Raw genomic sequence first — 24182 nt, forward strand, 5'->3', positions numbered from 1 at the left:
TGAATTGCACAGATACGTCCAAAAGCGCGCCCAAATCATGAGCACGATGAAAACTTTCCCCCTGCGGCCTGCGGCCCATCACGGCATCACCGCACATGAGATCCGCAGCCCGCTGGCCGAGACCACCTATGGGCTGCGGGCCGAGAACGCCTGTCTGTTGGTGCTGCAATCGGGGCGGGGGCGGGTTCAGAGCGGCGAGCGTGACATGGCGCTGGAAGCGCCGCGATTCGTCTGGCTCGCACCGGGCCGGGATGGCGCGCTGCGCCTGTCACCGGGCAGTCGCGGCGAGCTGGTGACGCTGACCAAGGGGGCGCTCGCACGTGTGCTCCCCGGGTCCGCCTTCGGCGACGAGTTGAGCCAGGTGCTTGCCGCCGACCTGTCGGTACCGCTTGGCGCGCAGCGCGAGCGCGTGGCGCGGCGGCTCGCCGAGCTGCGCGAGGAGCTGACGGAAAGCGCGCCGGGGGTCGAGATCATGGCCGGGCACATGCTGTCGATGCTGCTGATCCAGCTCTGGCGCGGGGTCAAGGAGGGGCGAGCGCGGCCCGACGTGGCGACAGGCGGGCTGGTGCAGGGCTTCGTGCAACTGGCCGGGCTGCACCTGCGCGAGCACTGGGAGGTGGGCGATTATGCCCGCGCGCTGGGGGTGTCGCGGGACCGTCTGGCCGGGGCGGTGAGGCGCGCCACGGGACGCTCGCCGCAGGGTTGGCTGCACGAGGCGCTGCACCGCGAGGCGGCTGAACTGCTGACCAACTCGGGGCTGCAGGTGGCGCAGGTCGGGTTCCGGCTGGGGTTTTCGGACCCTGCCTATTTCAACAGGTTTTTCAAACGGATGGAGGGCGTTCCTCCGAGCCGGTTCCGGCGGCGGGTGATGAAGCGCAGCGCGCCGGCAACCTCCTATGCGGCCTGGCCGTGAGGTGGGGCGTCTGAAACGGGAAGATGCATTCACGATCTCGGTCCCCGCTTGTCCCACGTCCGGGCCAAAGCGGAAGAGCGCATTTCGGATGCGTCCTGTTGCGCCCCTCGGGCTCAGGCTCGGGCGCGTTCCTCAACCCTGAACCGGAGAGGTCAGGCCCGCCGCCGCCGTCCGCCCCGCCGCCCGCCACGGGCCTCGCCGCCGCTCTCCTGGGCCTTGTTCATCGCGATCCAGGCGGTGCCGTGTGGGTCCTGGTTCACAAGGAAATTCGCGGCGCGTATCGCCTGCATCTCGGCGCCGGGGCCGGCGGTCAACGACCCGAGCCCGAAAAGCCGCACGAAGTCCGCATCCTCCAGCGGCGGCAGCATCACCCCGGCGGCCTCCAGTTCGGCCTTCTTGGCGGCGATCTTGCTTTGGCTCACCGGCATGGCCACGGGATTCATGATCGCCGAGGTCATCCCGGCACCGATCGCCATCGGCAGGAAGGCGGTGTTGATCCCGTGCCGGTTCGGCAGGCCGAAGGAGATGTTCGAGGCGCCGCAGGTGGTGTTCACCCCCAGCTCTTCGCGCAGCCGCCGGACCAGTGCAAAAACCTGCTGCCCGGCGGTGGCCATCGCCCCCACCGGCATGACCAGCGGGTCGACCACGATGTCCTGCGCGGGGATGCCGAAATCGGCAGCGCGCTCGACGATCTTGCGCGCCACGGCGAAGCGTATTTCGGGATCTTCCGAAATGCCCGTGTCGTCGTTCGAGATCGCCACCACCGGCACGTTGTATTTCTTGACCAGCGGCAACACGCGCTCCAGCCGCTCCTCCTCGCCGGTGACAGAGTTGAGCAGGGGGCGTCCCTTGGCCGCCGCCAGACCTGCTTCAAGCGCGCCGGGCACCGAGCTGTCGATGCAGAGCGGCACATCGACCGTCTGCTGCACGAGCTCGATCATCTGCCGCATCAACGGGGGCTCGGTCACATTCGGATCGGGGTTGGAGTTGTAGACCACGCCCGCGTTCACATCGAGTACCGCGGCACCTGCCGCCACCTGCGCCAGCGCGTCCGCCACGACGGTGGAGAAGTCTCCCGCCTCCAGTTCCGCCGCCAGCTTCTTGCGTCCGGTGGGATTGATCCGCTCGCCGATCACGCAGAAGGGCTGATCGAAACCGATGATCACGGTGCGGGTCTTCGACTCCAGAACGGTGCGGGTCATCGGTGCTTCTCCTTGCGGGTGTGGGCTCTATTCCAATCTGGCCAGCAGCGCGGCGAGCGCCGGGTCGGTGTAATCGGTGACAACGGTCTGCGCCCCGGCGTCCTGAAGCTGGCGCACCGTCAGCCCCGACGAACGGATGCCGACGGTATGCGCGCCCGAGGCGGCGGCGGCGCGCATGCCCGAGGGGCTGTCCTCGAAGGCGAGGCACTCCCGCGGGGCGACGTCGAAGGCGCGCATGGCGGCGAGATAGGGCTCGGGGTCGGGCTTGGCGCGGCTGCATTCGTCGCCGATCACCAGCAGCTCGATGCGCGGCCGCAGGCCGATCGCGCGCAGCATGGCCTCGGCATTGACCCGCGGCGCATTGGTGACCACGGCAATGCGCCAGCCACGCGCTTCGGCCCGGTCGAGCAGCGCCACGGCGCCCGGCATCGGCGCATGGCCCTCAACGAGCCGGTCGCGGAACCGAGCCTCCTTGAGGTCGGAGAGAGCGTGGGCATCCTCTCCGGGGAAGAGTTCGGGGAAACTGTCGAGGTTGTGCCGCCCGTGGATGTCCGAGAGGTAGCCCGCTTCGGTCAGCTCGCGGCCGCGCTCGGCGTAGAGGCCGGCGAAGACCTCGAAATGCAGCGGGTCCGAATGGAGGAGTGTGCCGTCGAGATCGAAGAGGAGTGCCTTGATCATGCCTGTCCCTTGCGCGTTGGTTGCCTTGACGGACCGGCCCCTCAGACGGCCCGCGAGGCCGGCTGCGCGGCGGCGCCGCCATGTCGGGCGGCCCAGTCCGTCGCCGCAGGGATGCCCCCGAGCGGGAAGAGATGCAACCGCGCGATGGGGAGATCTGGCTCGGCGGCGCAGGCATGGGCGATCTCGGCGACAAACTCGGTGGGCTCATAGGGCAGCATCAGCTTGCTCACGTCGCGGGCGCGCTTTTGCAGCACCTTGAGCGAGGGCCCGACGCCGCAGGTCACGGCAAAGCGGATCAGCGTTTGCAGCTTCGCCGGTCCGGCGATGCCAAGGTGCACGGGCAGGGTGATCCCCTCGGTCCGCAGGCGGCGGGCCCATGCGAGCACCGGCTCCGCGTCGAAGGCGAATTGCGTGACCAGTGCCATCTCTGCGTCGCTGCGCTCGGAGAAGGCCTGCTTCCAGTGCAGCGCCTGCATCACCGCGCGATCGGAGCCGTCGGGATCGATGTCGCGGTTGCCCTCGGGGTGGCCGGCCACGTGCAGCCGGGTGAAGCCGGCGTGGTCGAAGAGGCCGGTGTCGAGCAGCTGCATCGAGGAGTGGAAGTCGACGCGCGCTTCGGCAATTCCCCCGGCGAGGATCAGTCCCTGATGCACCCCCGCCTCGCCCCGGTAGCGGGCGATCCAGTCACGCAGCGTGGCGGCATCGGGGATTGCCCGTGCCGGAAAGTGCGGCATGACGCTGAAGCCGTCCTTGGCAAGGCGCGCGGCGGTGGCCACCATGTGCTCGATTGGCGTGCCGTCGATATGGGCGATGTAGACGCGCGTGCCCTCGGGCAGCAGGGCGCGGAAATCGGTGATCTGCGCGGCGGTGCGCGGCGTTACCTCGATCGAATAGCCCCCGAGCGCCGAGGGCGGAAGATGCGGTGCGGCGGCGCGCCTGCGCCGGAAGGTCAGCAGCTTCATCCGGGTCCTTTCCCTTCTGGCGGTCAGCTCTCCGAGCCGCCTCGATCCGCCAGCGCGGCAAGCCGCTCTGGTCCGTAGTCCGCGTCGAGCCGGGCGGCAAGCGCCGCGGCGATTTCCTGTGCCGTGCCCGTCTGTGCCGGACCCGGCTGTGCGGGCGCGGGCGCTCGGCGCCAGGCCGAAAGATAGGCCTCTGTCGCATGGGCGCCGCTGCGCATGGCGGCGCGGTCGATGGCGGCGGCGAAGCGCTGCGGGAGCACGCATTTCGCCGCGTGCCGCCCGGAGCCGACGATCACCTGCGCCGGGATGTCGCGCCAGTAGAGGATCGTGGTCTGCGTCATCCCGCCCGTATCCGCGCCGCCCGTCTCGCCCAGTCTAGGATGCGCCGCACTGCCCGGGCGGTCAGTTTTCGACCGCATGGCCACCTTGAGCGACGCCGGCCGGGCGCGGGGCGCTTGGCCATTGTGCCCGCGTCTCCGGTTGCTTAGGCTCGCTGTCGTCAGGGAAAGGCAGCGCTGGTCATGGTTATCGCCGTTGAGGCACATCGCATCGCCTACATGGCGCTTCCCAAGGCCGGGTGCACCACGGTGAAGACCGCGCTGGCGCAGATCGATCCCGCCGTGCGGCAACAGGGCGCGCCGGACACGGCAAATGTCCACGCGCTCTATCCCACCCGGCGCTTCCGGCCGCACCGCTGGCAGGGCTACGCGGGCTACTGGCGGTTCTGCGTGGTGCGCGAGCCGTTGCAGCGGCTGCTGTCGGTCTACACCAACCGGGTGGTGGAACTGGGCGAGCTTCACAATTCGCGCCGGCTGCGCCGCGCCAGGCCCGATTTGCCCTGCGATCCCGACCCGGATTTCTTTTTCCGCAACCTTGCCGGCTACCGTGACATGGCGTCCGTGATCCGCCACCACGTGCTGCCCGCCTGGCTGTTCCTCGGGCCGGACCTGGATCGCTATGACCGCATCTACACGACCGGCACGCTTGATCAGCTCGCCTCGGATCTCGCCCTGCGCAGCGGCGCGCAGGTCACCATGCCTCGGGCCAATGCCAGCGCCCGCAGGCTCGCCCCCGAGAGCCTGAAGCCCGAGACGCTCGCCGCCCTCGGGGCGCATCTCGCGCCGGAGTACGAATATTTGAATGCCTTCTTCCCAAACCCGTTCAAACCGGGCGGAAGGTTCTCTTGCGCCGCCTCCTTGCGCCGCGTATCCTGACCGCAACAAGATATACGGAAAGGCGCAGAACATGGCGCCAAGGCGTCCCAGAGGTGCGGGCGCTTTCCCGAAGCCGGTAGAGAGCCCCGCGCCGAACAAACCCGATCCCAATGCGCTTTACGCGGCGCTGGATCTGGGGACCAACAGTTGTCGCATGCTGATTGCCCAGCCAAAGGGCAGCCAGTTCCATGTGGTCGACTCGTTTTCGAAATCCGTCCAGCTGGGCCACGGGCTCGAGCGGAGCGGTCGGCTGTCGCGTGCCTCGATGGCGCGGACCGTTGCGGCGCTGCGCGTCTGCCAACAGAAGATCCGCCGCCACGAGGTGACGCGGATGCGGCTGGTGGCGACCGAGGCCTGCCGCCGGGCGAAGAACTCCCGCGACTTCATCCGCCAGATCAAGCGCGAGACCGGCCTGGAGATGGAGATCATCCAGCCCGAGGAGGAGGCCCGCCTGGCGGTGATCTCCTGCGCGCCGCTGGTCTCGACCCGCACCGAGCAGCTCCTGGTGGTGGACATCGGCGGCGGTTCGACCGAGCTGGTGTGGATCGACCTCTCGTCGGTGCCCAACCGCGACCGGCCGCGCGCCATCATGCGGCTGCACTCGGGCTTCCATCCGCCCGAGAGTCCGTTCCCGGCGGCCAAGGTGGTCGACTGGATCTCGGTTCCGCTCGGCGTTGCGACGCTGCGCGACCAGTTCAACGACGTGCAGGACGACGCCGCGCGCTACGCGTTGATGAGCTGGTTCTTCGAGGAGAACCTCTCGGAATTCGCACCCTACAAGGACGCGCAGAGCCGCGAGGGCTTCCAGATCATCGGCACCTCGGGCACGGTGACCACCGTGGCCGCCTCGCACCTCGGGCTGCGCCGCTACGACCGCACCAAGGTCGACGGGCTGCGCATGTCCTCGGACCAGATCGAGGCGGTGATCGGCAAGTACCTGGAGATGGGCCCGGCCGGGCGGCGGCGTGATCCGCGCATCGGCCAGGACCGCCAGGCGCTGATCATGTCGGGCGCGGCGATCCTGCAGGCGCTGTTGCGCATCTGGCCCACCGACCGGCTGTCGGTGGCCGACCGCGGGCTGCGCGAGGGTCTGCTCTATGCGCAGATGTCGGTGGATGGTGTTCTGGAGGACGGGCCGCTATAGGAGCGGCTTGACTTCATGGGTCATGACCGGAAAAGGGGGCGCTGCCCCCGTCTGCCTGCGGCAGACTCCCCCGGGATACTTGGGCCTAGAAGAAACCTGTTGATCGAAGCGGCTGGAAGAAGAGCGGGACCATGGCGAAGACACCTGACGGCAAGAACACTTCGGGACGTGGCCAGCGTGACCTCAAGGTCAAGGTGAAGTCGGCGCGCGGGCGCAAGCTCAGCTCGACGCGCTGGTTGCAGCGGCAGCTCAACGACCCCTACGTGAAACGCGCCCAGACCGAGGGCTACCGCGGCCGCGCGGCCTTCAAGATCCTCGAGCTCGACGAGAAGTTCCGTTTCCTCGTGCCCGGCGCGCGGGTGGTCGATCTTGGCTGCGCCCCCGGCGGCTGGTGCCAGGTGGCGGTGCCGCGGGTCAACGCGCTCGGCGAGAAGAAGGGCAAGGCGATTGGCACCGTTCTGGGGGTCGATCTGCAGGAGGTGGCGCCGATCGCCGGCGCCGAGATCCATCAGCTCGACTTCCTCGAGGATGGCGCCGACGAGAAGGTCAAGGAATGGCTGGGCGGCAAGGCCGATGTGGTCATGTCGGACATGGCGGCGGCGTCGTCGGGCCACAAGCAGACCGACCACCTGCGCATCATCGCGCTCTGCGAGGCAGCGGCCTATCTGGCCTTCGACGTGCTCGAGGTGGGGGGCACCTTCGTCGCAAAGGTTCTGGCGGGCGGGGCCGAGGGCTCCCTGCAGCATCTCCTGAAGCAGCGCTTCGACAAGGTCGCCAATGTGAAGCCGCCGGCAAGCCGCTCGGATTCTTCGGAAAAATTCGTCGTGGCGAGCGGCTTCCGCGGCTGATTTCCGCCCGTATCGCGGCGCGGTGCTTGCACCTCTCAAGCGGCTGGGACAGGCTGCTCCCGACGTTCCGGGAGTTTGCCGCCATGGCTGTGAAATGCCGTCCATCGCGCCTTGCCGCGCTGCTTTTGCCAGCGCTGCTGCTGGCCTGCGCCGACGCCGCGCCGCCGCCGCCCGCCGAGATCCCGCTGCGCAATCCGACCGCGCCGGTGGGCTCGCAGGCGGACGCGGGGTTGGCGCGGCTCCTGGGCGGCTGGACGGTCACCGAGGCCGCGGGCATGACGCCCGGCGCGCACATCGAGATCGCGGCCGGCGAAATGCGGATCGACGGCGTGGCGCTGCCGCTGCGCGAGGAGACGCCCGGTCGGCTGCGCGTCGGCGATGAGCCGCTTTGGGTGCATTGGATCGACGCCGACAACCGCACCGCGGTGATCGGCGCGCCCGGGGGCGGGCGGGTCTGGATCATGGACCGCCGTGGCGCTCCGGGCGAAAGGCGCACCGCGGCGCGCGAGATCCTCGCGTGGTACGGCTACGATCTGGCGCGGCTTCGGGGCCGCTGATGCTGCGCGGATGGGCGGGGCTGTGGCAATGCCGTGCCTGTGCCGCGCGACCCTGTGCCAAGATCCGGTTTGCACTCGCTTTTCGAGAGTCATTCGGGTGTGATTGAGTGGCAGAAACCCGGTGTGTTCCCATGTCCAAGGCGTTGTCCCGCTCGCTTGCTCCAAGGTCGGTCGCGGTCATCGGTCCCAGTGCCGAGATCGCCCCGGTGATCGCCGCGCTGCGCCGCGACGGCTATCCCTGGACGATCCGGCCGGTGACCGAGGAGGCGCCGACGGTGGCGGGCATCGCCGCCATAGCGCGGATCGCCGATCTGCCCGAGCCGCCGGATCTGGCGCATGTGGTGCTGGCCGGGGCGGCGCTGGACAAGGCACTGACCGAGCTTGCCGAGCTGGGCGCGGGCGCGGCGGTGCTCCCGGAGCTTGGGGCCGAGGCGCTGGCAGGGCTGGCGGCACCACTGCCGGTCTTCGCCGGCGGGTTGCTGTCGCCCGCCGCGAGGCTGCCGCTCTGGCGGGACATCGCGCCGCTGGAGCCGGTGACTCGCGGTGTTGCGGTGCTGCTCTCGGACGCGCGGGGGGTGGCGCGGCTGCTGGCATTGCGCCACGGGCTGCCGCTGGCCATGGTCCTGCCGCTGGCCGGCTGGCAGGGACCGGGCCTTGCGGCGCTGGTGTCGGCGCTTGTGGCGGACGACCGCATCACCGCTCTGGCGATCGAGACCGCGGGACCGGGGTCGGCGGAGCAGGTGCTGGCGCTTGGGCGGCTGGCGCAGAAACATGGCAAGCCGCTGATCTTCCTGACTCCCGACCTGCCATCCGGTCCCGCCGCGGTGTTGCGCCGCGCCGGGCTGTCGCATGTCGCGGAGACCGCCGCGCTGGTCGAGGCGCTGTGGATTCTTCACCTTGTCGGCCCGCTGCCGGCCAATGCGCTTTCGGTCACCGTCTTTGATGCGGGGCTGGTGGAACGGGCGGCGGTCCTCGCCGGGGGACAGGGCGTCGAGCTTGCCCCTCTCAGCCCGTTGCAGGAGGAGGCGTTGCGGCGCGATCTGCCCGAAGGGCGTGCGCCGGGCAATCCGCTGGATGCCTCGGAGCTGCTCACGCATGACGAAGCGCGGATCGCGCGGGTCCTGGCCGAGATGATGGCGGGGGCTGCGGTGCTTTCCCTTGGGGTGGTCCGCAGGGCCGACGATGTCGCCTGGGCGCGGGTGCAGCGGGCTGCGGCGCGGGCACGGGCGCGGGTCGGGATGCCGCTGGCGCTGCTGTCGCTCAACCGTGTCGAGATGACCGAGGCGCGCGCCCAGGCTCTGCTCGCCGACGGGGTGATCCCGCTGGCGGGACTCAAGCCGGCCCTCGCTGCGCTGCGTGCGGTGATCGAGATCGGCTCGCAGGCACCGGGTGGTGCGCCGCTGCTGATGCCGGCGGGCGGCGGTGCAGGGCGCGCGCGCCGGCGCGGTGCGGAGGCCGGCGCGATGCTGGGCCTCGAGATGGCCGCGGCGGCAGAGGGCGACGCCGGGCTGCGGCTGGTGCTGACCTCGGATGTGTCCTTCGGCTATCTCGTCACGCTTACGGCAGCGTCGGGGGGCTCGGCCTCGGGACTTCTGCCGCTTTCACCGCCGGCGTGCCGGGACATGGCCTCGGCGGTGGCGGGCAGCGCCCCGCAGCAGGAGGCCCTGGTGGCGCTCCTGGAGGTGGTGCAGGATCGGGTCACAGAGGCGGCGGGGGCGCTTGCGGGGCTGGAGATCGCGCTCGATTTGGGCGAGAACGGGCCTGCGCTCGCGCGGAGCATTGAGCTTTGCACCTGGATCGAGGACGCGACCACGCCGAAGAGGAGCCCGTAGTGACCGACGAAAAAGCATTTCTTGCCAGTCTCTTCGAGGCCGCTGTTGCGGCGGCGGACCCAGAGCGGGCCCTGCGCGCCGCGCTGCCCGAGGCGCCCGAGGGGCGCACGGTGGTGATCGGTCTCGGCAAGGGGGCGGCGCAGCTTGCGCGCGCCTTCGAAACGCTCTGGGAAGGGCCGCTCGAGGGGGTGGTTGTGACCCGCTACGGCTATGCCGCGCCCTGCGCGCGGCTGCAGGTTATGGAGGCGGCGCACCCTGTGCCCGATGCTGCCGGGCTCGCGGCCAGCGCGGCGCTTTTCAAGGCGGTCGAGGGGCTGACCGAGAAGGACCTCGTGGTCGCGCTGGTGTGCGGCGGCGGCTCGGCGCTGCTGCCCGCCCCACCGGACGGGCTGACGCTGGAGGACGAGCAGGCGCTGAACCAGGCGCTGCTCGCCTCGGGCGCCCCGATCGGGGTGATGAACGCGATCCGCAAACACGCCAGCCGGATCAAGGGTGGGCGGCTCGCCGCCGCCTGCGCGCCCGCGAAGGTGGTCAGCCTTATCGTCTCGGACGTGCCCGGCGACGATCCGGCGCAAGTCGCCTCGGGCCCGACCGTGCCTGACGCCGTGGATGCCGCGGCGGCGCTGGCGATGGTGGATGCCTGGAACATCGCGCTGCCGGAGAGGATTCTCGCGCATATGCGCAGCGATGCCTCTGCCGCGCCGAAGCCGGAGGATCCCCGGTTTGCCCGTAACGAGGTCCGCGTGATCGCCTCGGCGCGGCTCTCGCTCGAGGCGGCCGCGGCAAAGGCCGAGGCGGCCGGGTTTCCGGCGGTGATTCTCTCGGATGCCATGGAGGGCGAGGCGCGGGATGTCGGCCGGGTGCACGCGGCCATGGCACGCGAGGTGGTCGCGCGCGGGCGTCCCTTCGCCGCGCCGGTGGTGATGCTCTCGGGCGGCGAGACCACGGTGACCCTGCGCGGCAAGGGCGGACGCGGGGGGCGTAACACCGAGTTCCTGCTCGCCTTTGCCCATGCCATCGACGGTGTTGTCGGCATCCACGCGCTGGCGGCCGACACCGACGGCATCGACGGCACCGAGGACAACGCCGGGGCCTTTGCCGACGGCACCAGCGCGGCACGGCTGCGGGCCGCGGGAGGAGACGCCATGGCCGCGCTCTCGCGCAACGACGCCTGGGGCGCTTTCGACCTGATCTCCGATCTCTTCGCGCCAGGGCCGACGGGAACGAATGTCAATGATTTCAGGGCTGTGCTCATCAAGGCAGAGTGACGCCCTCTGCCGAAGGCCCTAGTCCCCGGCGCCGGTTCCGTCACCGCAACGTCATGGCCCTGTCACGACTCCGTGATGCCCTTGGGTCAATCTTGGGGTGCCGGGCCAGGGGACGTTCCGGCGTGCTGCAATCCGGGGACAAGAGCCATGATGGTCATCGATCCTGTGCGTTTCGTGCTGACCTGCTGTTTCCTGCCGGCACCGAACGGGCGCATCGCACAGCTGCTGCGGCGCACGCTTCGCTGAGCTTGACCCAGGCTGACACGACGTCATCGCTGCCCGCCGCCAGAAGATTCTGAGCTTTCCGATCAAACCGGCGCGATTCCGCGCAGTTCGGGTTGCCAAACCGCTTGCGAAGCCCTTCGGATGGTGGAGAATTGCCGAACCTGTCCGGAAGGTGCTGCGACACTCGCTGCGGCATCCGGCAGGTCCGGTCCACGGAAGGAGAGCAGCGATGATCCCCGTGCTCGATTTCGAAGATCTCGACGACGATCCCGAGGGCTTTGCCTTCGCGCTCGGGCAGGCATGCCGCGAGGATGGGTTCTTTCTTCTCGCCAACCCGCCGATCCCCGAGGCGCTGATGGCACGGGTCTTCGCCGCGTCCGAGGCGTTCTTCGCGTTGCCCGAATCGCGCAAGGCGCAGCTCGGCATAAGCTCCAACGCCCGCAACCGGGGCTGGGCCGGGCTCGGCTCGGAGCAGCAGGACGGCGCCAGTCATCCTGATCGGAAGGAAGCCTTCAACATCGGGCTCGACCTGCCCGCCAATGACCCGCGGGTGCTGGCCGGCGAGCCCTTCCGTGGCCCGAACCTCTGGCCGGACCTGCCGGATTTTCGCGACGCGATGCTGGCCTATTATGCCGCGGCGATGGCGCTGGGGATCAAGCTGCACGAGGCGGTCGCGATGGATCTCGGTGTGCCGCAGGGATTCTTCGCACAGCATTTCACCGAGCCGATGGCGACGCTGCGACTGCTGCACTATCCTCCGGGCACCGGCGCGACGGATGAGCGCGGTGCCTCGGCGCATACCGACTACGGCGCGCTGACGTTGCTGGCCACGGACGGCGAGCCGGGCTTGCAGGTGCGTCCTCGCGGCGGGCATTGGATGGACGTGCCACAGCTTCCCGGCGCGCTGATCGTCAATATCGGCGACTGCCTGATGCGCTGGACCAACGACATCTACGTCTCGACCACCCACCGGGTGCTGCCACCGGTGCGGACGCGGCATTCCGTGGCCTTCTTCCTCGATCCGAATCCCGAGAGCCTGATCGCCGCGCTGCCGGGCACCGGCACCCCGGTCTACCCGCCGGTGCGCGCGGTCGACTACCTGCGCTGGCGGCTGGAAAGCACCGAACCCGAAGCCGAGCAGGCGGAGAGCGGAGCGGCCGAGATACCGGCGCATCAGGCCGGGCAGGCGGCGGGGGCCGCCCCCTGAGAGGCAGCGGCTCGGGCTTCGGGAGGGACTAGTCCTCGAGCGGGCGCTCGCGCAGGAAGAACCCGATGACGCAGGCCAGGGCAGCCCCGGCGGAAGCGATCAGGAACACCGGGTGCAGCGCCGCGCTGAAGCCCTCGATGATCGCCTGCTGCTGCCCGGCGGGCAGGGCGTGGACCATCTCGGCGCTCATGCTGCGGATGCCGCCCTCCATGCCCTCGGGAAGATGCCCCTCGAGGTTGCGCGCGAGCCCAAGACCGAAGATCGCACCGAAACCCGCTGTGCCGATCGAGCCGCCGATCAGCCGGAACATGTTGGCGCTGGCGGTGCCGACTCCGATCATGCTGCGCGGGACCGAGTTCTGGATCGCGGTCACGCCGACGCTGAAGACCGGGCCGAGTCCCAGCCCTACACCCACCATGTTGAGCGCCAGCAGCCAGAGCGGCGTGTCGCCCGACAGCCGGCTCAGGGCCAGCATCGACACGCAGAGCAGTGCCGTCGAGAGGATCGGCATCACCTTGTAGGTGCCACGCTTCGACATGATGCGCCCGGCACCGATCGAGCCGCCCAGCAGCCCGCCCATCATCGGCACCAGGAACAGCCCGGACTGGGTCGGCGAAATGCCCTTGGCGACTTGCAGGAACAGCGGCAGGAAGGTGATCGTGCCGAACATCGCCATGCCGATCAGGAAACCCATGGAGTTGACCGTCAAGAAGGCATTGTTGCGGAACAGCGAAAGCGGCAGGATCGGCTCGGGCGCGCGGCGCTCCACCAGCACGAAGCCGACGAGCGCGGCGAGACCGAGCGCCGCCAGCGCCAGCACGCCGGGGTGGCTCCAGGGCAGCACCGTGCCGCCCATGTTCGAGATCAGCACCGCCGAGGCGAGGATCGTCGCCAGCAGCACCGCGCCCGCGTAGTCCACCGACTTGCGGCTGCGGTCGCTGCGCGAAGGCAGCGCCATGCCCAGCACCACGAAGGCCAGTGCGCCGACGGGGAAGTTCACGAAGAAGATCCAGTGCCAGGACCAGTGCTGCACGATGAAGCCGCCGAGCAGCGGGCCGACCACGGTCGAGACGCCGAAGGCCGCCCCCATGAGGCCCTGCGCCTGACCGCGCTGGCGTGCAGGCAGCAGGTCGCCCACCACCGCCATCGAGGTCACGATGAGCGCGCCCGCGCCCGAGCCCTGGATCAACCGCCCGGCAATGATCATCCCCATATTCGCCGCGAAGCCGCAGAGCACCGCGCCAGCCAGGAAGATGCCGATCGCGGTCTGGAGCACCGCCTTGCGGCCGTAGAGGTCCGAGAGCTTGCCGGCGATCGGCGCGCCGATGGTCGAGGCCATCAGGTAGGCGGTGATCACCCAGGTGATGTGCTCCATGCCGCCGAGATCGGCCACCATGATCGGCATGGCCGTCGAGACGATGGTCTGGCCGAGCGAGGCGAAGAGCAGCGTGGCCGAGACCGCGAAGAGCGCGAGGCGCACCACCGCCGGGTCCTGCTCGGCAGGGGCGGCAACGGGCTCACGAAGGTCGATGGGGTCGGCGCGGTCACTCATGCGCGGGGGTCCTTGCAGGCTGGCAGGCGCGGCGGCACCGCGCAACAGGCACCGCGCGCGCGCCCGAAAAAGGGCGACTCGCGGGGCACCTTGCGAAAAATGATTGCTGAGCGCATATATGTGCCGAGGGCATATACATGTCAACTGCACGTAATTTGGAGCGCGCCACGATGCCGGACAAGGACGCGAGAATCCGGGACCACCTGCGCCGGGCAGGGATCGACGACGCCTCTGCGCAGGCGGCGATCGAGATCGACGTGGCGCTTCAGAAGTGGCGCCGCAGGGTGATGAAGCGCGAGCTGGGGCAGCGCGCGCTGGCCGATCTGTGCCTGCCCATCGATCTGGCGCAGCTTGATGTCCTCTTGGCGGTGCGCGCGCCGGAGGGAGAGTTCGAGGAACCCGCTGCCTGTGGCGAAGACGCCGAAACCATGGTCTCGACCGTGGCCGCGCGGCTGCGCATCGACCCGTCGCGCGCCAGCCGGATTGCCTCGGACCTCATCCGCCTTGGGCTGATCCGTCGCGCGGTCAGCCAGCAGGATGCGCGCCGCACGGTGCTCGAGCTGACGCCCTCGGGGGCCGAGATCGTCTCGGCCGTGCGCAGCTACAAGTTTCTTGTGCTGGGCAGCTTCCTCAAGGATTGGAGTGCCGAGGAGATCGCGCTGTTCCTGCCGCTGCTCGACCGCTTCAGTGCCTGGTCGGACCGTGCCGGACAGCACAGCCCCGAGGTGGCCGAGCGCATCTCGGAGCTGCGGAGCGCGCTTTCGGCGCTGCCGGAACGCGACGCCGGCTAGGCGCGCCGGCTTTTCCAAAGCGTTTCAAAACTGCGAATTTTACGGGCTTTCCTGCGCGGGCCTTGGCGGGATCTTGCCGCCCGTGCTTGGGGGCAGAGGTGTCCCTGCACCGCGTGCCGCGCGGCTTGTGGGCGAGACGTTGACCGTCCGGTCGGGTTTTGGCCTCATTGGATCAAAGCGTCCGTCGCCGAGCGGCCCTGCCAGCCGCGATCCCCCGCCGGGCGTGACCGCAGACCTGCCGCCCACGGGCGCCACACGGAGACCCGAATGACCCTACCGCCGGTGATCGACTACTTCTTCGCGCCGATGTCGGGCTATGCCTACCTCGGCCATCAGGAGGTGACGGCGCTGGCGCGGCGCGTGGGGGCCAAGCTGCGCTTCCTGCCGATGGAGGTTGCGCGTGTCTACGAGGCCGCAGGGGTCACGCCGCCCTACGAGCACACTGACCCGCGCCGCAGCTACCGCATCGAGGACCAGGCCCGCTGGGCGCGGATCCGGGGCCTGCCGATGGCGGCCATGCCGCCGAGCTGGCCGACCGATCCGCGCCTGGCCTGCCGCTGCATCCTTGCCGCCGGGCGGTTGGGGCTGGATCAGGACGCGGTCACCTTTGCCTGCCTGCGCGGGGTCTGGGCCGAGCATCGCAACCTGGCTGATCCGGGCGACCTGCAGGAGGCGTTCGAATCCATCGACCTGCCGGCGGCGCGCATCCTGGCGTTGGCGCAGCGCGAAGAGTTGCGCGACGAGGCTGACGCGGTCACCGAGGAGGCGATCGCGCGAGGGATTTTCGGCTCGCCCACCTACGTGCTGCACGGCAAGCGCTATTACGGGCAGGACCAGTTCGACTTCCTCGGCGAGGCTCTGCAACGCGCCGCCGCCTGAGGGCCGGTATCGCTCGCTAGCGCGCCTCTTCCGGCAGCTCGCCGCTCTCGTAACCCAGCATTCGCCCGCCGAGGTCGCGGAAGGCGCGCTGGCGGCAGGTGAGCACGAGGATCTGCAGGTCGCCCGCCTGCCGGTGCAGCGCATCGAACATCCGCTCGATCCGCGCGTCGTCGGTATAGACCAGCGCGTCATCGAGGATCACCGGCGCAGGACGCCCGCCGCGCGCGAGCAACCGCGCGAAGGCCAGCCGCACCAGCAGGGCGATTTGCTCGCGGGTGCCTCCGGACAGCACCTCCATCGGCTCTTCCTGGCCATTGCGCGACAGCGCGCGCGGCAGCGCGCTGTCCTCGTCGAAAACCAGCTCGGCCTCGGGCCAGAGCAGGCGGAGAAGCGGGGTGAGCTCGCGGGTGACCGGCTCGAAGTAGTGCTCGCGCGCCTCCGAGCGGGCGGTCTCCAACGTGTGCTTCAGAAGCACCAGCGTATCGCGCTCGAAGCCATAGCGCTCGGCGGTGTCACGGGCCTTGGCGAGCGCCTCCTCCGTGGCGGCGAGTTCTTCCTCGACGCCCTCGCCGGCGCGCAGGCTGATCTCTGTGTCGAGTGCGGCTTTGCGCTCCGACAGGTCGCGCTGGCGTTTGGCGGCCTGGTCGAGCACGTCCTGCGCGCGGGTCAGCGTGGCCTCGGCGCTCGCCAGGTCGGGGGCCTCGCCCTGCACCTCCGCCAGCGCGGCGCGGGCGGCCGCCAGGGCGGTCTCTGCCTCTGTCCGTGCCTCGGCGAGGGTCGCCGCCGCGCCCTCCGGGTCGTCCGGCAGCGTCTCGCGCAGTTCGGCAAGGCGGATCTCGGCAGCTTCGCGGCTGGTGAGCGCGCGAATCTCGGCCAGCCGGGCCATCTCGTCGCCGCTGCGCGCGGCTTCGAACGCGGTTTCTGCCGCGGCCTGCGCCTCCTCGGCCCGGCTCAGTGCCTCGGCGGCGGCCTCGGCGTCGGGGGCTTCGGTGAACGGGCGCGGCGCGGGCAGGGCAGCAAGGGCATTTTCCAGCGCGCGCAGCCCCTCGGGCGCGATGCCGCGCAGGGCGGCGCGGCTTTCCTGCAGCCGCGCTTCCGCCTTGCGCCGGGCTTGCGCAGCCTCGCGCGCGGCCGCGGCATCCTCGCAGCCGGTGGCGGCAAGCGCCGCGGCAAAAGCGTCGCGGGCCTGGTCCAGCGCGCCGGTCTGCGCGGCAGCGCCGGGATCGAGCGCCAGGCGACCGATCCCGGGCAGATCGAGCGTCACCGGGCGGTTTAGCGGCCGCTCCGTGCCATCGGCCAGCGGTGCGCCATCGAGCAGCACCTCGGCGGCGCCGGACGCATAGTCGAGCCGCAGCCGGGGGGCGGTTCGGGCGTGCAGTTCTTCCTGTACGCGCAAGTCTCCGGCGGCACGGCCGAGCGCCTCCATCGCCGCCTCGTCGGGCCCGCCCCGCGCCGCAGCCGTTGCCTCGGTCTCGGCCTTGGCGAGGGTGCGGGCATCGGCGAGGCGCTTTTCAAGCGCGTCGCGCTCGGCCGCCAGCCGGACCTGCTGCGCCGCTTCCTGCGCTTCGGTCCGGGCCTTCAAAGCCGCGCGCTGTGCGGCGCGGGCACCGTCGCGGGTGGTCTCGGCCGCGGCCAGCTTGGACTTGGACTCGGCGGCGGTCTTGCGGGCTTGTGCCTCGGTGTCCGAAAGCCCCGCCAGCCGGGTCTCGGCCTCTGTGACGGCGGTGCGGGCGCGGGCCAGCGCCTCGGCTTTCTCGGCGGTGGCATCGCGGCCCGCCTCGAGCGCCGAGACCCGCTCGGACGCGCGGCGCTGGCGCTCGGCAAAGGCGCGGGCGGATTCGGCAGCGGCGCGGGCCTCGGTCAGCCGGGCCACGCGCGCGGCCTGCGCCTCCGGGTCCTGCAACTCGGTCAGTTCACGGCGCAGCCGGCGGCGGTCGGCGATCGCCTGCTCGAGCGCCCGAGCGGTGCCGGCAAGCGCCTCGCGGCGCTCGCCCAGCGCGGCGAGCTCATCCTCGGCGGCCTTCAGTGGCCCGCCGGCCTTGGGCTTGCCGGAAGCGGTGACCAGCTCGGCAAGCGCCGCCTCGGTCTGCGCCAGCGCCCGCTCCATGCGGCGGCCGCCGGTCAATGCTTCGACCTCTCCCGCGACCGAGGACAGCAGATCGCGCCGGGCTCGGTGAGCGTGGTCCTGTTCGCGTTTCTCGCCCTGATCGAGCGCCACCAGCCCCTGACGCACCCAGAGCAGCCCCGCCGGGCCGCCGTCCTCGGGGGGCTGGGTGAGGCCCGAGATCCACTCTTCCGCCGCCTCGCCCTTGGCGACGAGCCGGGCGCCCTCGTGCACCTCGGCCATGGGGCGCGAAAGCCAGCGCTTGGTCAGGCGGTAACTGCGGCCATCGTCCTCGATCTCGGCCGAGATCGTCGGCGCGCCGCCCGCATGAGGGCGCAGCGCCGCGATTTCCTTTGCGCGGCTGCGGTGAGGAATGAAGAACAGCGCCTGCAACGCGTCGAAGAGCGTCGACTTGCCGTCCTCGTTGGGCGCCGAAAGCACGTTGAGGCCCGGACCGAAGCCTTGCACGGTGACCGGGCGGGCAAAGCGGCGGACGTCCGAAAGGGTGACGGACAGCAGTCTCATGCGTCGCCCTCCCGGAGCAGCCCGTAAAGCCGGTTGAGCGCCGCCGAGGCCACGGCGCGCGCGCGGCCGTCGGCATCGCCGTCCTCGGCCGCCGCGGCGAGCCGCTCGGCGGCCAGGCGCAGCGCCCCGGCGCGGTCGATGGCGTCGAGATCGGACAGTTCATGCTCGGTGCCGAGGGCGGAGGTGTCGAGCTCGAAGTACCCGAAATCCGGGCCGACGTCGCGACCGGCGGCCTCGAGTTCGGCGCGCCCGGCAAGCGTCGTGCGCCCCTCGGCGCGCAGGCGCAGCAGGTGATCGCGGCGTGCGGCGCGGCCCTCGGGCAGGGCTTCGTGCAGCGCCCGCGTCGCGTCCTGTCCGGGCAGCAGCGGCAGGGCGGTGTCCTGCCAATGGTAGAGCCCGGTCTCGATGCTTTCGATCTGCGGCGCGGCCCCGGCGGCGGTGAGGGTCACCGCCAGGCAGAGGCCGCGGCCCTCGTGGCGGAAGCCATCGCGTTCGGGCGTGCCGGAATAGCGGGTGCGCGGCCCGAGCGCCACCTGTCCGTGCCAGTCGCCGAGCGCGAGATAGTCGAGCCGGGCGGTCTCTGCCCGGTCGGGCGGAATCACCTCGGAGGCGCGGGCGTCCTCTTCGTCGAAGCTGCGCACCGCGCCATGCGCGAGGCCGATGCGCAGCGCGCCGTGCGGCGTCTCGGCAGTGGCCATCCAGGCGGTGAGATCGTAGCCGGGGAACTTGCGCGGCAGCGGCGCGGGCAGGAGCCAGACGCCGGGGACCATCTCGGCAGGCTCGGCCTTGTCGAGCAGGCGCAGGTTGGCGGGCGCACGGGAGGCGACCTCGGCCCAGAGCGCCTCGGCTCCGAGGCTGTCGTGGTTGCCGGGCAGCACCCACCAGGTGAGACCGTCCTCGGCCCCGAGGGCATTGAGCGCCTGGACCAGCACGCGCGGGCTGGGGGTCGGCGTGTCGAAGAGGTCCCCGGCGATCAGCACATGCGCTGCCTGGGCTGCGCGGGCGGCAGCGGCAAGCCGTGGAATGGCGCCGTGGCGCGCCTCGGCGAGATGCGGACGGATGTCCTCGGGCATGGCGGCGAAGCGCCGTCCCAGGTGCAGGTCCGAGGCGTGGATGAAGCGGAAGTCTGCCATGATGTCCCCTTTGCGCAAGTGATTGCGCATCTCTCCGGCGAACGCAACGCGAACAGGGCGGAATTTCGCACGTGCCTGCTGAGGTTGTGAAGTCCGACCGAATTTGTCGGATTGACAAACCCGATCTATTTGCTCAGTTTTGGCCGAAAGCAAGCCACCTCGTGCCGGTTCGTGCCGGAGCCCGAGGAAGCCGACAGACGAGGGCACTTGGACAGAGGGAGCCGTTGTGAAGCACGAGATCGGATATGCGACCGCGGCTCAGGCGCGCGAGATGCAAGCGGAGCTTCTGGCCATGGTCTTCGGGGCGTTCTGGCCGGCGGAGGGCGCGCTCGAGGCGTTGCTCGACCGCGTAGAGATGTCGCGCGACGTGCCCGGTGCGCGTTCCGCACGAGGAGTAAAGCAATGATGATCGACCGGTTCCAAGCTGACGCAGCACATCCCGCAATCCCGCGCCACGACGCGCGCCTGCTGACCGACAGCGGCAACCTCGCCGAAATCGAACTGGACGGACAGGTCTACACGCTGCGCATCACCAAGGCGGGCAAGCTGATCCTGACCAAGTAAGACGTCTTCACCAGCCGCAAGAACAAGAAAGCCACGAGGGGACACACCTAGATGAAATTCCTGACCACATCCGCGCTCGCGCTCTGCATTGCCGCACCGGCGCTGGCCGCCACCGACAAGGCCGCGGTGATCGAAACCTACGCGAATATCGCGCAGGCCGGATATGAGGACAGCCTGAGCACCGCCAAGGCGTTGCAGGAGGCCGTTGCCGCGCTGGTCGCAACGCCCTCCGCAGAGACGCTGGCCGCAGCCCGCGAAGCCTGGCTCGCCGCGCGCAACCCTTATCAGCAGACCGAGGTCTTCCGCTTCGGCAACCCGATCGTGGATGACTGGGAGGGCAAGGTGAATGCCTGGCCGCTCGACGAGGGTCTGATCGACTACGTGGACGGGTCCTATGGCGGCGCGTCGGACGAGAACCCCTTCGCGGCCTCGAACGTGATCGCCAACCCGGTGCTGGAACTGGCGGGTGCAGAGGTCGACGCCTCCGAGATCACTCCCGAGCTGATCGCCGAGACGCTCAACGAAGCCGATGGCATCGAGACCAACGTGGCGCGCGGTTACCACGCAATCGAGTTCCTGCTCTGGGGGCAGGACCTCAATGGCACCGAACCGGGCGCGGGCGAGCGTCCCTACACCGACTACGTCACCGGGGATGACTGCACCGGCGGCAACTGCGACCGCCGCGCGGCCTATCTGACCGCGGCGACGCAGCTGCTGGTCTCGGACCTCGAGGAAATGGCGGCGAACTGGGCCGAGGGCGGCGCAGCGCGCGAAGAGGTCAGCGCCAATGCCGACGCCGGCATCGTGGCGATGCTGACCGGCATGGGCTCGCTCTCCTACGGTGAGCAGGCCGGCGAGCGCATGCGCCTCGGGCTGATGCTGAACGACCCCGAGGAAGAGCACGACTGCTTCTCGGACAACACCCACAACTCGCACTTCTACGACGGCAAGGGCATCCAGAACGTCTATCTTGGCAGCTACACCCGCGTGGACGGCAGCACCGTCGAGGGTCCGTCGCTGAGCGATCTGGTTTCGGAAACCTCGCCCGAGCTTGACGCCGAGATGAAGGGCAAGCTCGACGCCACGATGACCGCACTCGGTGAAATCAAGAGCGCGGCCGAGGGCGGCTTTGCCTACGACCAGATGCTCGAAGCGGGCAACGAGAAGGGCGAGGCGCTGATCATGGGCGGCGTCAACGGCCTGATCGACCAGACCCGCACGATCGAGCGGATCGTCACCTCGCTGGCGCTTGAGGGCATCGAGTTCGAGGGGTCGGACAGCCTCGACAACCCGACCTCGGTCTTCCAGTAACAGGAGCCTTTCAGATGATCGTCTGCCACTGCATGGGTATCTCGGATCGCGACATTCACGCCGCGATCGACTGGATGCGTCAATCGGATCCGCAGACGATCATCACGCCCGGCAAGATCTATCACGCCTTGGGAAAAGCTGCCGATTGCGGAGGTTGCATGCCGCTCTTCTTGCAAACCATGCGACGTAACGACAATCTGGAAGTTCCCATGCACCTCCGTGGCCTGCGCGGCCACGGAAAAACACAGGAAGGCGGATATGAAGGGCGACGAGAAGGTCATCGAGTACCTCAACAAGGCACTCCGTTCTGAACTCACCGCGGTCAGCCAGTACTGGCTCCACTACCGGCTGCAAGACGACTGGGGACTTGGCCACATGGCCAAGAAAAGCCGCGAGGAAAGCATCGAGGAGATGCACCACGCGGACAAGCTGATCACACGGATCATCTTCCTCGGCGGCCATCCGAACTTGCAGAAGCTCGATCCGCTGCGCATCGGCCAGACGCCGAAGGAAACGCTCGAGGCCGATCTCGCGGCCGAAGAGGAGGCCCGCGCGCTTTACAAGGAAGCCCGCGAGTACTGCAATTCGGCGGGCGACTACGTGACCATGAAACTCTTCGAGGAGTTGCTGATGGACGAGGAAGGGCATATCGACTTCCTCGAAACACAGCTGGACCTCTACGAAAAGCTCGGAGAAGAACGCTATGCGCTTCTCAATGCGTCCAAGATGGACGAAGCCGAGTAGCCTCGCGCTTTGCGCCGCCCTCGCGGGCGGCGCTTCCCACGCTGCCGAGGGCACGCCCTCTGACAAGATGGTGTCCGGGCTGCAGGACCTGCATCTTCACATCCTTCCCCGCACCGAGGACGAGACCGCGCGCATTGCCGCGGTGACCGCCCCGCCGCAGGATTTCTCGGCTCCCGAACAATTCGAGGACTTGCCCGCCGGGGCCGCCACCGTCCGCCCGCGGCGCAATGCCGAGGCTTTCTCGCAGCCGTCGGGCAACATGGAATTCGACCGCGAGCTCGAATTCAAGGTGGGCAACGGGCTGTTCCGCAAGCTCTGGGTCTCCTCGCCCTCGTCGACGCTCGCCTCCGACGGGCTCGGGCCGCTCTACAACGCGCGCGGCTGCCAGAACTGCCACCTGAAGGACGGGCGCGGCCATCCGCCCGAGGGGCCGAACGACGGCGCGGTATCGATCTTCCTGCGCGTCTCCGTGCCCGCGCGGCCCGGTGCAGAGATGCCGGAGATCGCGGAGTGGATCGCGACCGAGCCCGACCCGGTCTACGGCAGCCAGATCCAGGACTTCGCCACTGTCGGGCAGGGCGGCGAGGCGCGCTTCGAGGTGCGCTACGCGGAAATCGACGTGCCGCTCTCCGGCGGCGAGATGGCCTCGTTGCGGGAGCCGACCTATGCGGCTGCGGATCTCGGCTACGGTCCGCTGGGCGAGGGCGCGATGCTCAGTCCGCGCGTTGCGCCGCAGATGATCGGCCTCGGCCTGCTCGAGGCGATTCCGGCGCGGGACATCCTTGCCCATGCCGATCCCGAGGATGCCGACGGTGACGGCATCTCCGGCCGCGCGGCGATTGTCTGGTCGCTCGAGCAGGGCGCGCCGATGCTCGGCCGCTTCGGGCACAAGGCGGGCATGGCGACGATCCGCGAGCAAAGCTCGGCGGCTTTCGCCAGCGACATCGGCATCTCGACCCCGCTGCATCCCGAGAAATGGGGCGATTGCACCCCGGCGCAGGTGGCCTGCCGCGAAGCGCCCGGCGGCGACGATGCCGCGCACGGCGGCTTCGAGGCGGACATGGCCGCGCTCGATCTCGTCACCTTCTACAGCCGCAACCTTGGCGTGCCGGCACGGCGCGATGTGGACGATCCGCAGGTGCTGCGCGGCAAGAGGGTCTTCTACGAGACCGGCTGCCCCGCCTGTCATACCCCGAAATTCGTCACCCACCGGCTCGACGCTCAGCCTGAGCAGAGCTTCCAGCTGATCTGGCCCTATAGCGACATGCTGCTGCATGACATGGGCGAGGGGCTGGCGGACCACCGCCCCGAGGGCCGCGCCACGGGGCGCGAATGGCGCACCGCGCCTCTCTGGGGCATCGGCCTCACCCAAAGGGTGAGCGGCCACACCACCTTCCTGCACGACGGACGGGCCCGCAGCCTGCTGGAGGCGATCCTCTGGCACGGCGGCGAGGCCGAAACGCAGCGCGCGCAGGTGGTTTCCATGGAGCCCGCCGAGCGCGCGGCTCTGATCCGGTATCTGGAGAGTTTGTGAATGAAGAAAACACTGACCGTTTGTGCCGCGCTGCTGGCAGCGCCGCTTGCGCTCCCGGCGCGGGCCGGTGTGCCGGAGGCGCTGAAAGAGCATATCCTGCCCGGCTACGCGGGTTTCGCGCAGGCCACCGAGACGCTCGCAGGGGCGGCGCAGGCCGATTGCACGGCGCCGGCGCTCCGCGGCGCGTGGATGCATGCCTTCGACCTTTGGAACGCGGTTGCCGATATCCATATCGGACCCTCGGAGACAGGGGCGCTGCCGGTCGCCTTCTGGCCCGACAGCCGCGGCTTCACCCCCAAGACGCTGACCAAGCTGATCTCGGGCGAGGAAGAGATCGGCCACGACCCGCTCGGCTACGGCGATGTCTCGATCGCGGCGCGCGGGCTCTACCCGCTGGAATTCATGCTCTATGATCCGCAATTCTCGGACTACGAGAAGGGCAGCTATGCCTGCACGCTGGTGCAGACCATGACCCGCGACCTGGCGCGGCAGGCGGCGACGCTGGATGCCGGATGGGAAGAGCAGTTCGCCGATGTGCTGCGCACCGCAGGGCAGGAGGGCAACGCCACCTACATGGGAGAGGACGAGGCGGTCCGCGCGATCTACACGCAGATCCTCACCGGGCTGGAGTTCACCGCCGACACCCGCCTCGGCCGTCCTCTCGGGACCTTCGAGCGGCCGCGCCCGACCCGCGCCGAGGCCTGGCGCTCGGGGCGCAGCCTGCGCAACGTGCTGCAGGATTCCAAGGGTGCCTACGACATGGCCGCGGCGCTGGCAGACTGGGATTTGCCGCAGAGCAAGGCGGCGCTGGATCGGCTCTACGAGCTGGCCGAGCGCGTCGAGGATCCGAGCTTCCAGAAGGTCGAGGATCCGGGCGAGCGGCTGCACGTCGAGATCCTCCAGCAGCAGGTGCGCGCCCTGAGCGACGCGCTCGAGCAGGAGATCGGCGTGCGTCTCGGCATCCAGCCGGGCTTCAACTCGGGCGATGGAGACTGACG

Annotated in this window: 24 protein-coding genes; 17 read left to right on the top strand and 7 right to left on the bottom strand. The window is 69.6% G+C overall.

Annotated elements, in window-relative coordinates; all coding sequences use genetic code 11:
- Positions 1–46: 46 nt before the first annotated feature.
- Complete coding sequence (locus IQ782_RS02230; protein ID WP_194132962.1) at positions 47–913, top strand: AraC family transcriptional regulator; 867 nt, start codon at positions 47–49, stop codon at positions 911–913.
- 152 nt (positions 914–1065) lie between these two features.
- Here the strand turns inward: IQ782_RS02230 and IQ782_RS02235 are convergent, their stop codons facing one another.
- The 4 genes from IQ782_RS02235 to IQ782_RS02250 are packed head-to-tail and all read right to left on the bottom strand — an operon-like array spanning position 1066 to position 4093.
- On the bottom strand, positions 1066–2115 hold the full coding sequence (locus IQ782_RS02235) for a dihydropteroate synthase (RefSeq protein WP_194132963.1): 1050 nt from the start codon (positions 2113–2115) through the stop codon (positions 1066–1068).
- Positions 2116–2142: 27 nt separating this feature from the next.
- Positions 2143–2793 (bottom strand): HAD family hydrolase, encoded by a 651-nt coding sequence (locus tag IQ782_RS02240; RefSeq protein ID WP_194132964.1) that lies wholly within the window; start codon positions 2791–2793, stop codon positions 2143–2145.
- A 41-nt stretch (positions 2794–2834) separates the two neighbouring features.
- Positions 2835–3755 (bottom strand): methylenetetrahydrofolate reductase, encoded by a 921-nt coding sequence (locus IQ782_RS02245; protein WP_194132965.1) that lies wholly within the window; start codon positions 3753–3755, stop codon positions 2835–2837.
- Between the two features lie 23 nt (positions 3756–3778).
- On the bottom strand, positions 3779–4093 hold the full coding sequence (locus tag IQ782_RS02250; protein ID WP_194132966.1) for a virulence factor: 315 nt from the start codon (positions 4091–4093) through the stop codon (positions 3779–3781).
- A gap of 180 nt (positions 4094–4273) precedes the next feature.
- On the opposite strand from IQ782_RS02250, the gene IQ782_RS02255 reads away from it, so the two are divergent.
- The 7 genes from IQ782_RS02255 (at position 4274) to IQ782_RS02285 (ending at position 12047) form a co-directional block, all read left to right on the top strand.
- Positions 4274–4966, top strand: coding sequence for a sulfotransferase family 2 domain-containing protein (locus IQ782_RS02255; RefSeq protein ID WP_194132967.1), 693 nt, complete (start codon positions 4274–4276; stop codon positions 4964–4966).
- 31 nt (positions 4967–4997) lie between these two features.
- Positions 4998–6110, top strand: coding sequence for a Ppx/GppA phosphatase family protein (locus IQ782_RS02260; protein WP_194132968.1), 1113 nt, complete (start codon positions 4998–5000; stop codon positions 6108–6110).
- A gap of 131 nt (positions 6111–6241) precedes the next feature.
- Positions 6242–6958 carry an RlmE family RNA methyltransferase gene (locus IQ782_RS02265; RefSeq protein WP_194132969.1) on the top strand — a complete coding sequence of 239 codons (717 nt, stop codon included), beginning with the start codon at positions 6242–6244 and terminating at the stop codon, positions 6956–6958.
- An 83-nt stretch (positions 6959–7041) separates the two neighbouring features.
- Positions 7042–7515, top strand: coding sequence for a lipocalin family protein (locus tag IQ782_RS02270; RefSeq protein ID WP_194132970.1), 474 nt, complete (start codon positions 7042–7044; stop codon positions 7513–7515).
- A 131-nt stretch (positions 7516–7646) separates the two neighbouring features.
- Positions 7647–9347: a CoA-binding protein gene (locus IQ782_RS02275; protein WP_194132971.1), complete on the top strand. Its 1701-nt coding sequence runs from the start codon at positions 7647–7649 to the stop codon at positions 9345–9347.
- Complete coding sequence (locus tag IQ782_RS02280) at positions 9347–10615, top strand: DUF4147 domain-containing protein (protein WP_194132972.1); 1269 nt, start codon at positions 9347–9349, stop codon at positions 10613–10615. Before IQ782_RS02275 ends, IQ782_RS02280 begins: the two co-directional genes overlap by 1 nt.
- A gap of 454 nt (positions 10616–11069) precedes the next feature.
- Positions 11070–12047, top strand: coding sequence for an isopenicillin N synthase family dioxygenase (locus tag IQ782_RS02285; RefSeq protein WP_194132973.1), 978 nt, complete (start codon positions 11070–11072; stop codon positions 12045–12047).
- A 28-nt stretch (positions 12048–12075) separates the two neighbouring features.
- Here the strand turns inward: IQ782_RS02285 and IQ782_RS02290 are convergent, their stop codons facing one another.
- Positions 12076–13599, bottom strand: coding sequence for an MDR family MFS transporter (locus IQ782_RS02290; RefSeq protein WP_194132974.1), 1524 nt, complete (start codon positions 13597–13599; stop codon positions 12076–12078).
- Between the two features lie 137 nt (positions 13600–13736).
- Here IQ782_RS02290 and IQ782_RS02295 point away from each other — a divergent pair, with 137 nt between their 5' ends.
- Complete coding sequence (locus IQ782_RS02295) at positions 13737–14390, top strand: MarR family winged helix-turn-helix transcriptional regulator (RefSeq protein ID WP_194132975.1); 654 nt, start codon at positions 13737–13739, stop codon at positions 14388–14390.
- Between the two features lie 267 nt (positions 14391–14657).
- The gene (locus IQ782_RS02300; RefSeq protein WP_194132976.1) at positions 14658–15269 is read left to right on the top strand and encodes a 2-hydroxychromene-2-carboxylate isomerase; all 612 of its coding nucleotides are present in this window, start codon (positions 14658–14660) and stop codon (positions 15267–15269) included.
- A gap of 16 nt (positions 15270–15285) precedes the next feature.
- Here the strand turns inward: IQ782_RS02300 and IQ782_RS02305 are convergent, their stop codons facing one another.
- Entirely contained in the window at positions 15286–17898 is a 2613-nt protein-coding gene (locus IQ782_RS02305) for an AAA family ATPase (protein ID WP_194132977.1), read from the bottom strand.
- The gene (locus IQ782_RS02310) at positions 17895–19031 is read right to left on the bottom strand and encodes a metallophosphoesterase family protein (protein ID WP_194132978.1); all 1137 of its coding nucleotides are present in this window, start codon (positions 19029–19031) and stop codon (positions 17895–17897) included. The genes IQ782_RS02305 and IQ782_RS02310 overlap by 4 nt, the downstream gene beginning before the upstream one ends.
- Before the next feature lie 226 nt (positions 19032–19257).
- Between IQ782_RS02310 and IQ782_RS02315 the strand changes: the two genes are divergently transcribed.
- The 7 genes from IQ782_RS02315 to IQ782_RS02345 are packed head-to-tail and all read left to right on the top strand — an operon-like array spanning position 19258 to position 24180.
- Positions 19258–19437: a hypothetical protein gene (locus IQ782_RS02315; RefSeq protein ID WP_194133224.1), complete on the top strand. Its 180-nt coding sequence runs from the start codon at positions 19258–19260 to the stop codon at positions 19435–19437.
- Complete coding sequence (gene hemP, locus IQ782_RS02320) at positions 19437–19595, top strand: hemin uptake protein HemP (RefSeq protein ID WP_240989071.1); 159 nt, start codon at positions 19437–19439, stop codon at positions 19593–19595. The genes IQ782_RS02315 and hemP overlap by 1 nt, the downstream gene beginning before the upstream one ends.
- A gap of 51 nt (positions 19596–19646) precedes the next feature.
- Positions 19647–20906, top strand: a complete 1260-nt coding sequence (locus tag IQ782_RS02325) for an imelysin family protein (protein ID WP_194132980.1) — start codon at positions 19647–19649, stop codon at positions 20904–20906.
- A gap of 14 nt (positions 20907–20920) precedes the next feature.
- Complete coding sequence (locus IQ782_RS02330; RefSeq protein ID WP_194132981.1) at positions 20921–21217, top strand: (2Fe-2S)-binding protein; 297 nt, start codon at positions 20921–20923, stop codon at positions 21215–21217.
- Positions 21165–21650, top strand: a complete 486-nt coding sequence (gene bfr, locus IQ782_RS02335; protein WP_194132982.1) for a bacterioferritin — start codon at positions 21165–21167, stop codon at positions 21648–21650. Before IQ782_RS02330 ends, bfr begins: the two co-directional genes overlap by 53 nt.
- The gene (locus IQ782_RS02340) at positions 21610–23184 is read left to right on the top strand and encodes a di-heme oxidoreductase family protein (protein WP_420832616.1); all 1575 of its coding nucleotides are present in this window, start codon (positions 21610–21612) and stop codon (positions 23182–23184) included. Before bfr ends, IQ782_RS02340 begins: the two co-directional genes overlap by 41 nt.
- Entirely contained in the window at positions 23185–24180 is a 996-nt protein-coding gene (locus tag IQ782_RS02345; RefSeq protein ID WP_194132983.1) for an imelysin family protein, read from the top strand.
- Positions 24181–24182 lie beyond the last annotated feature (2 nt).

The organism is Salipiger mangrovisoli (assembly GCF_015223355.1).
GTDB classification, from domain to species: Bacteria; Pseudomonadota; Alphaproteobacteria; order Rhodobacterales; family Rhodobacteraceae; genus Salipiger; species Salipiger mangrovisoli.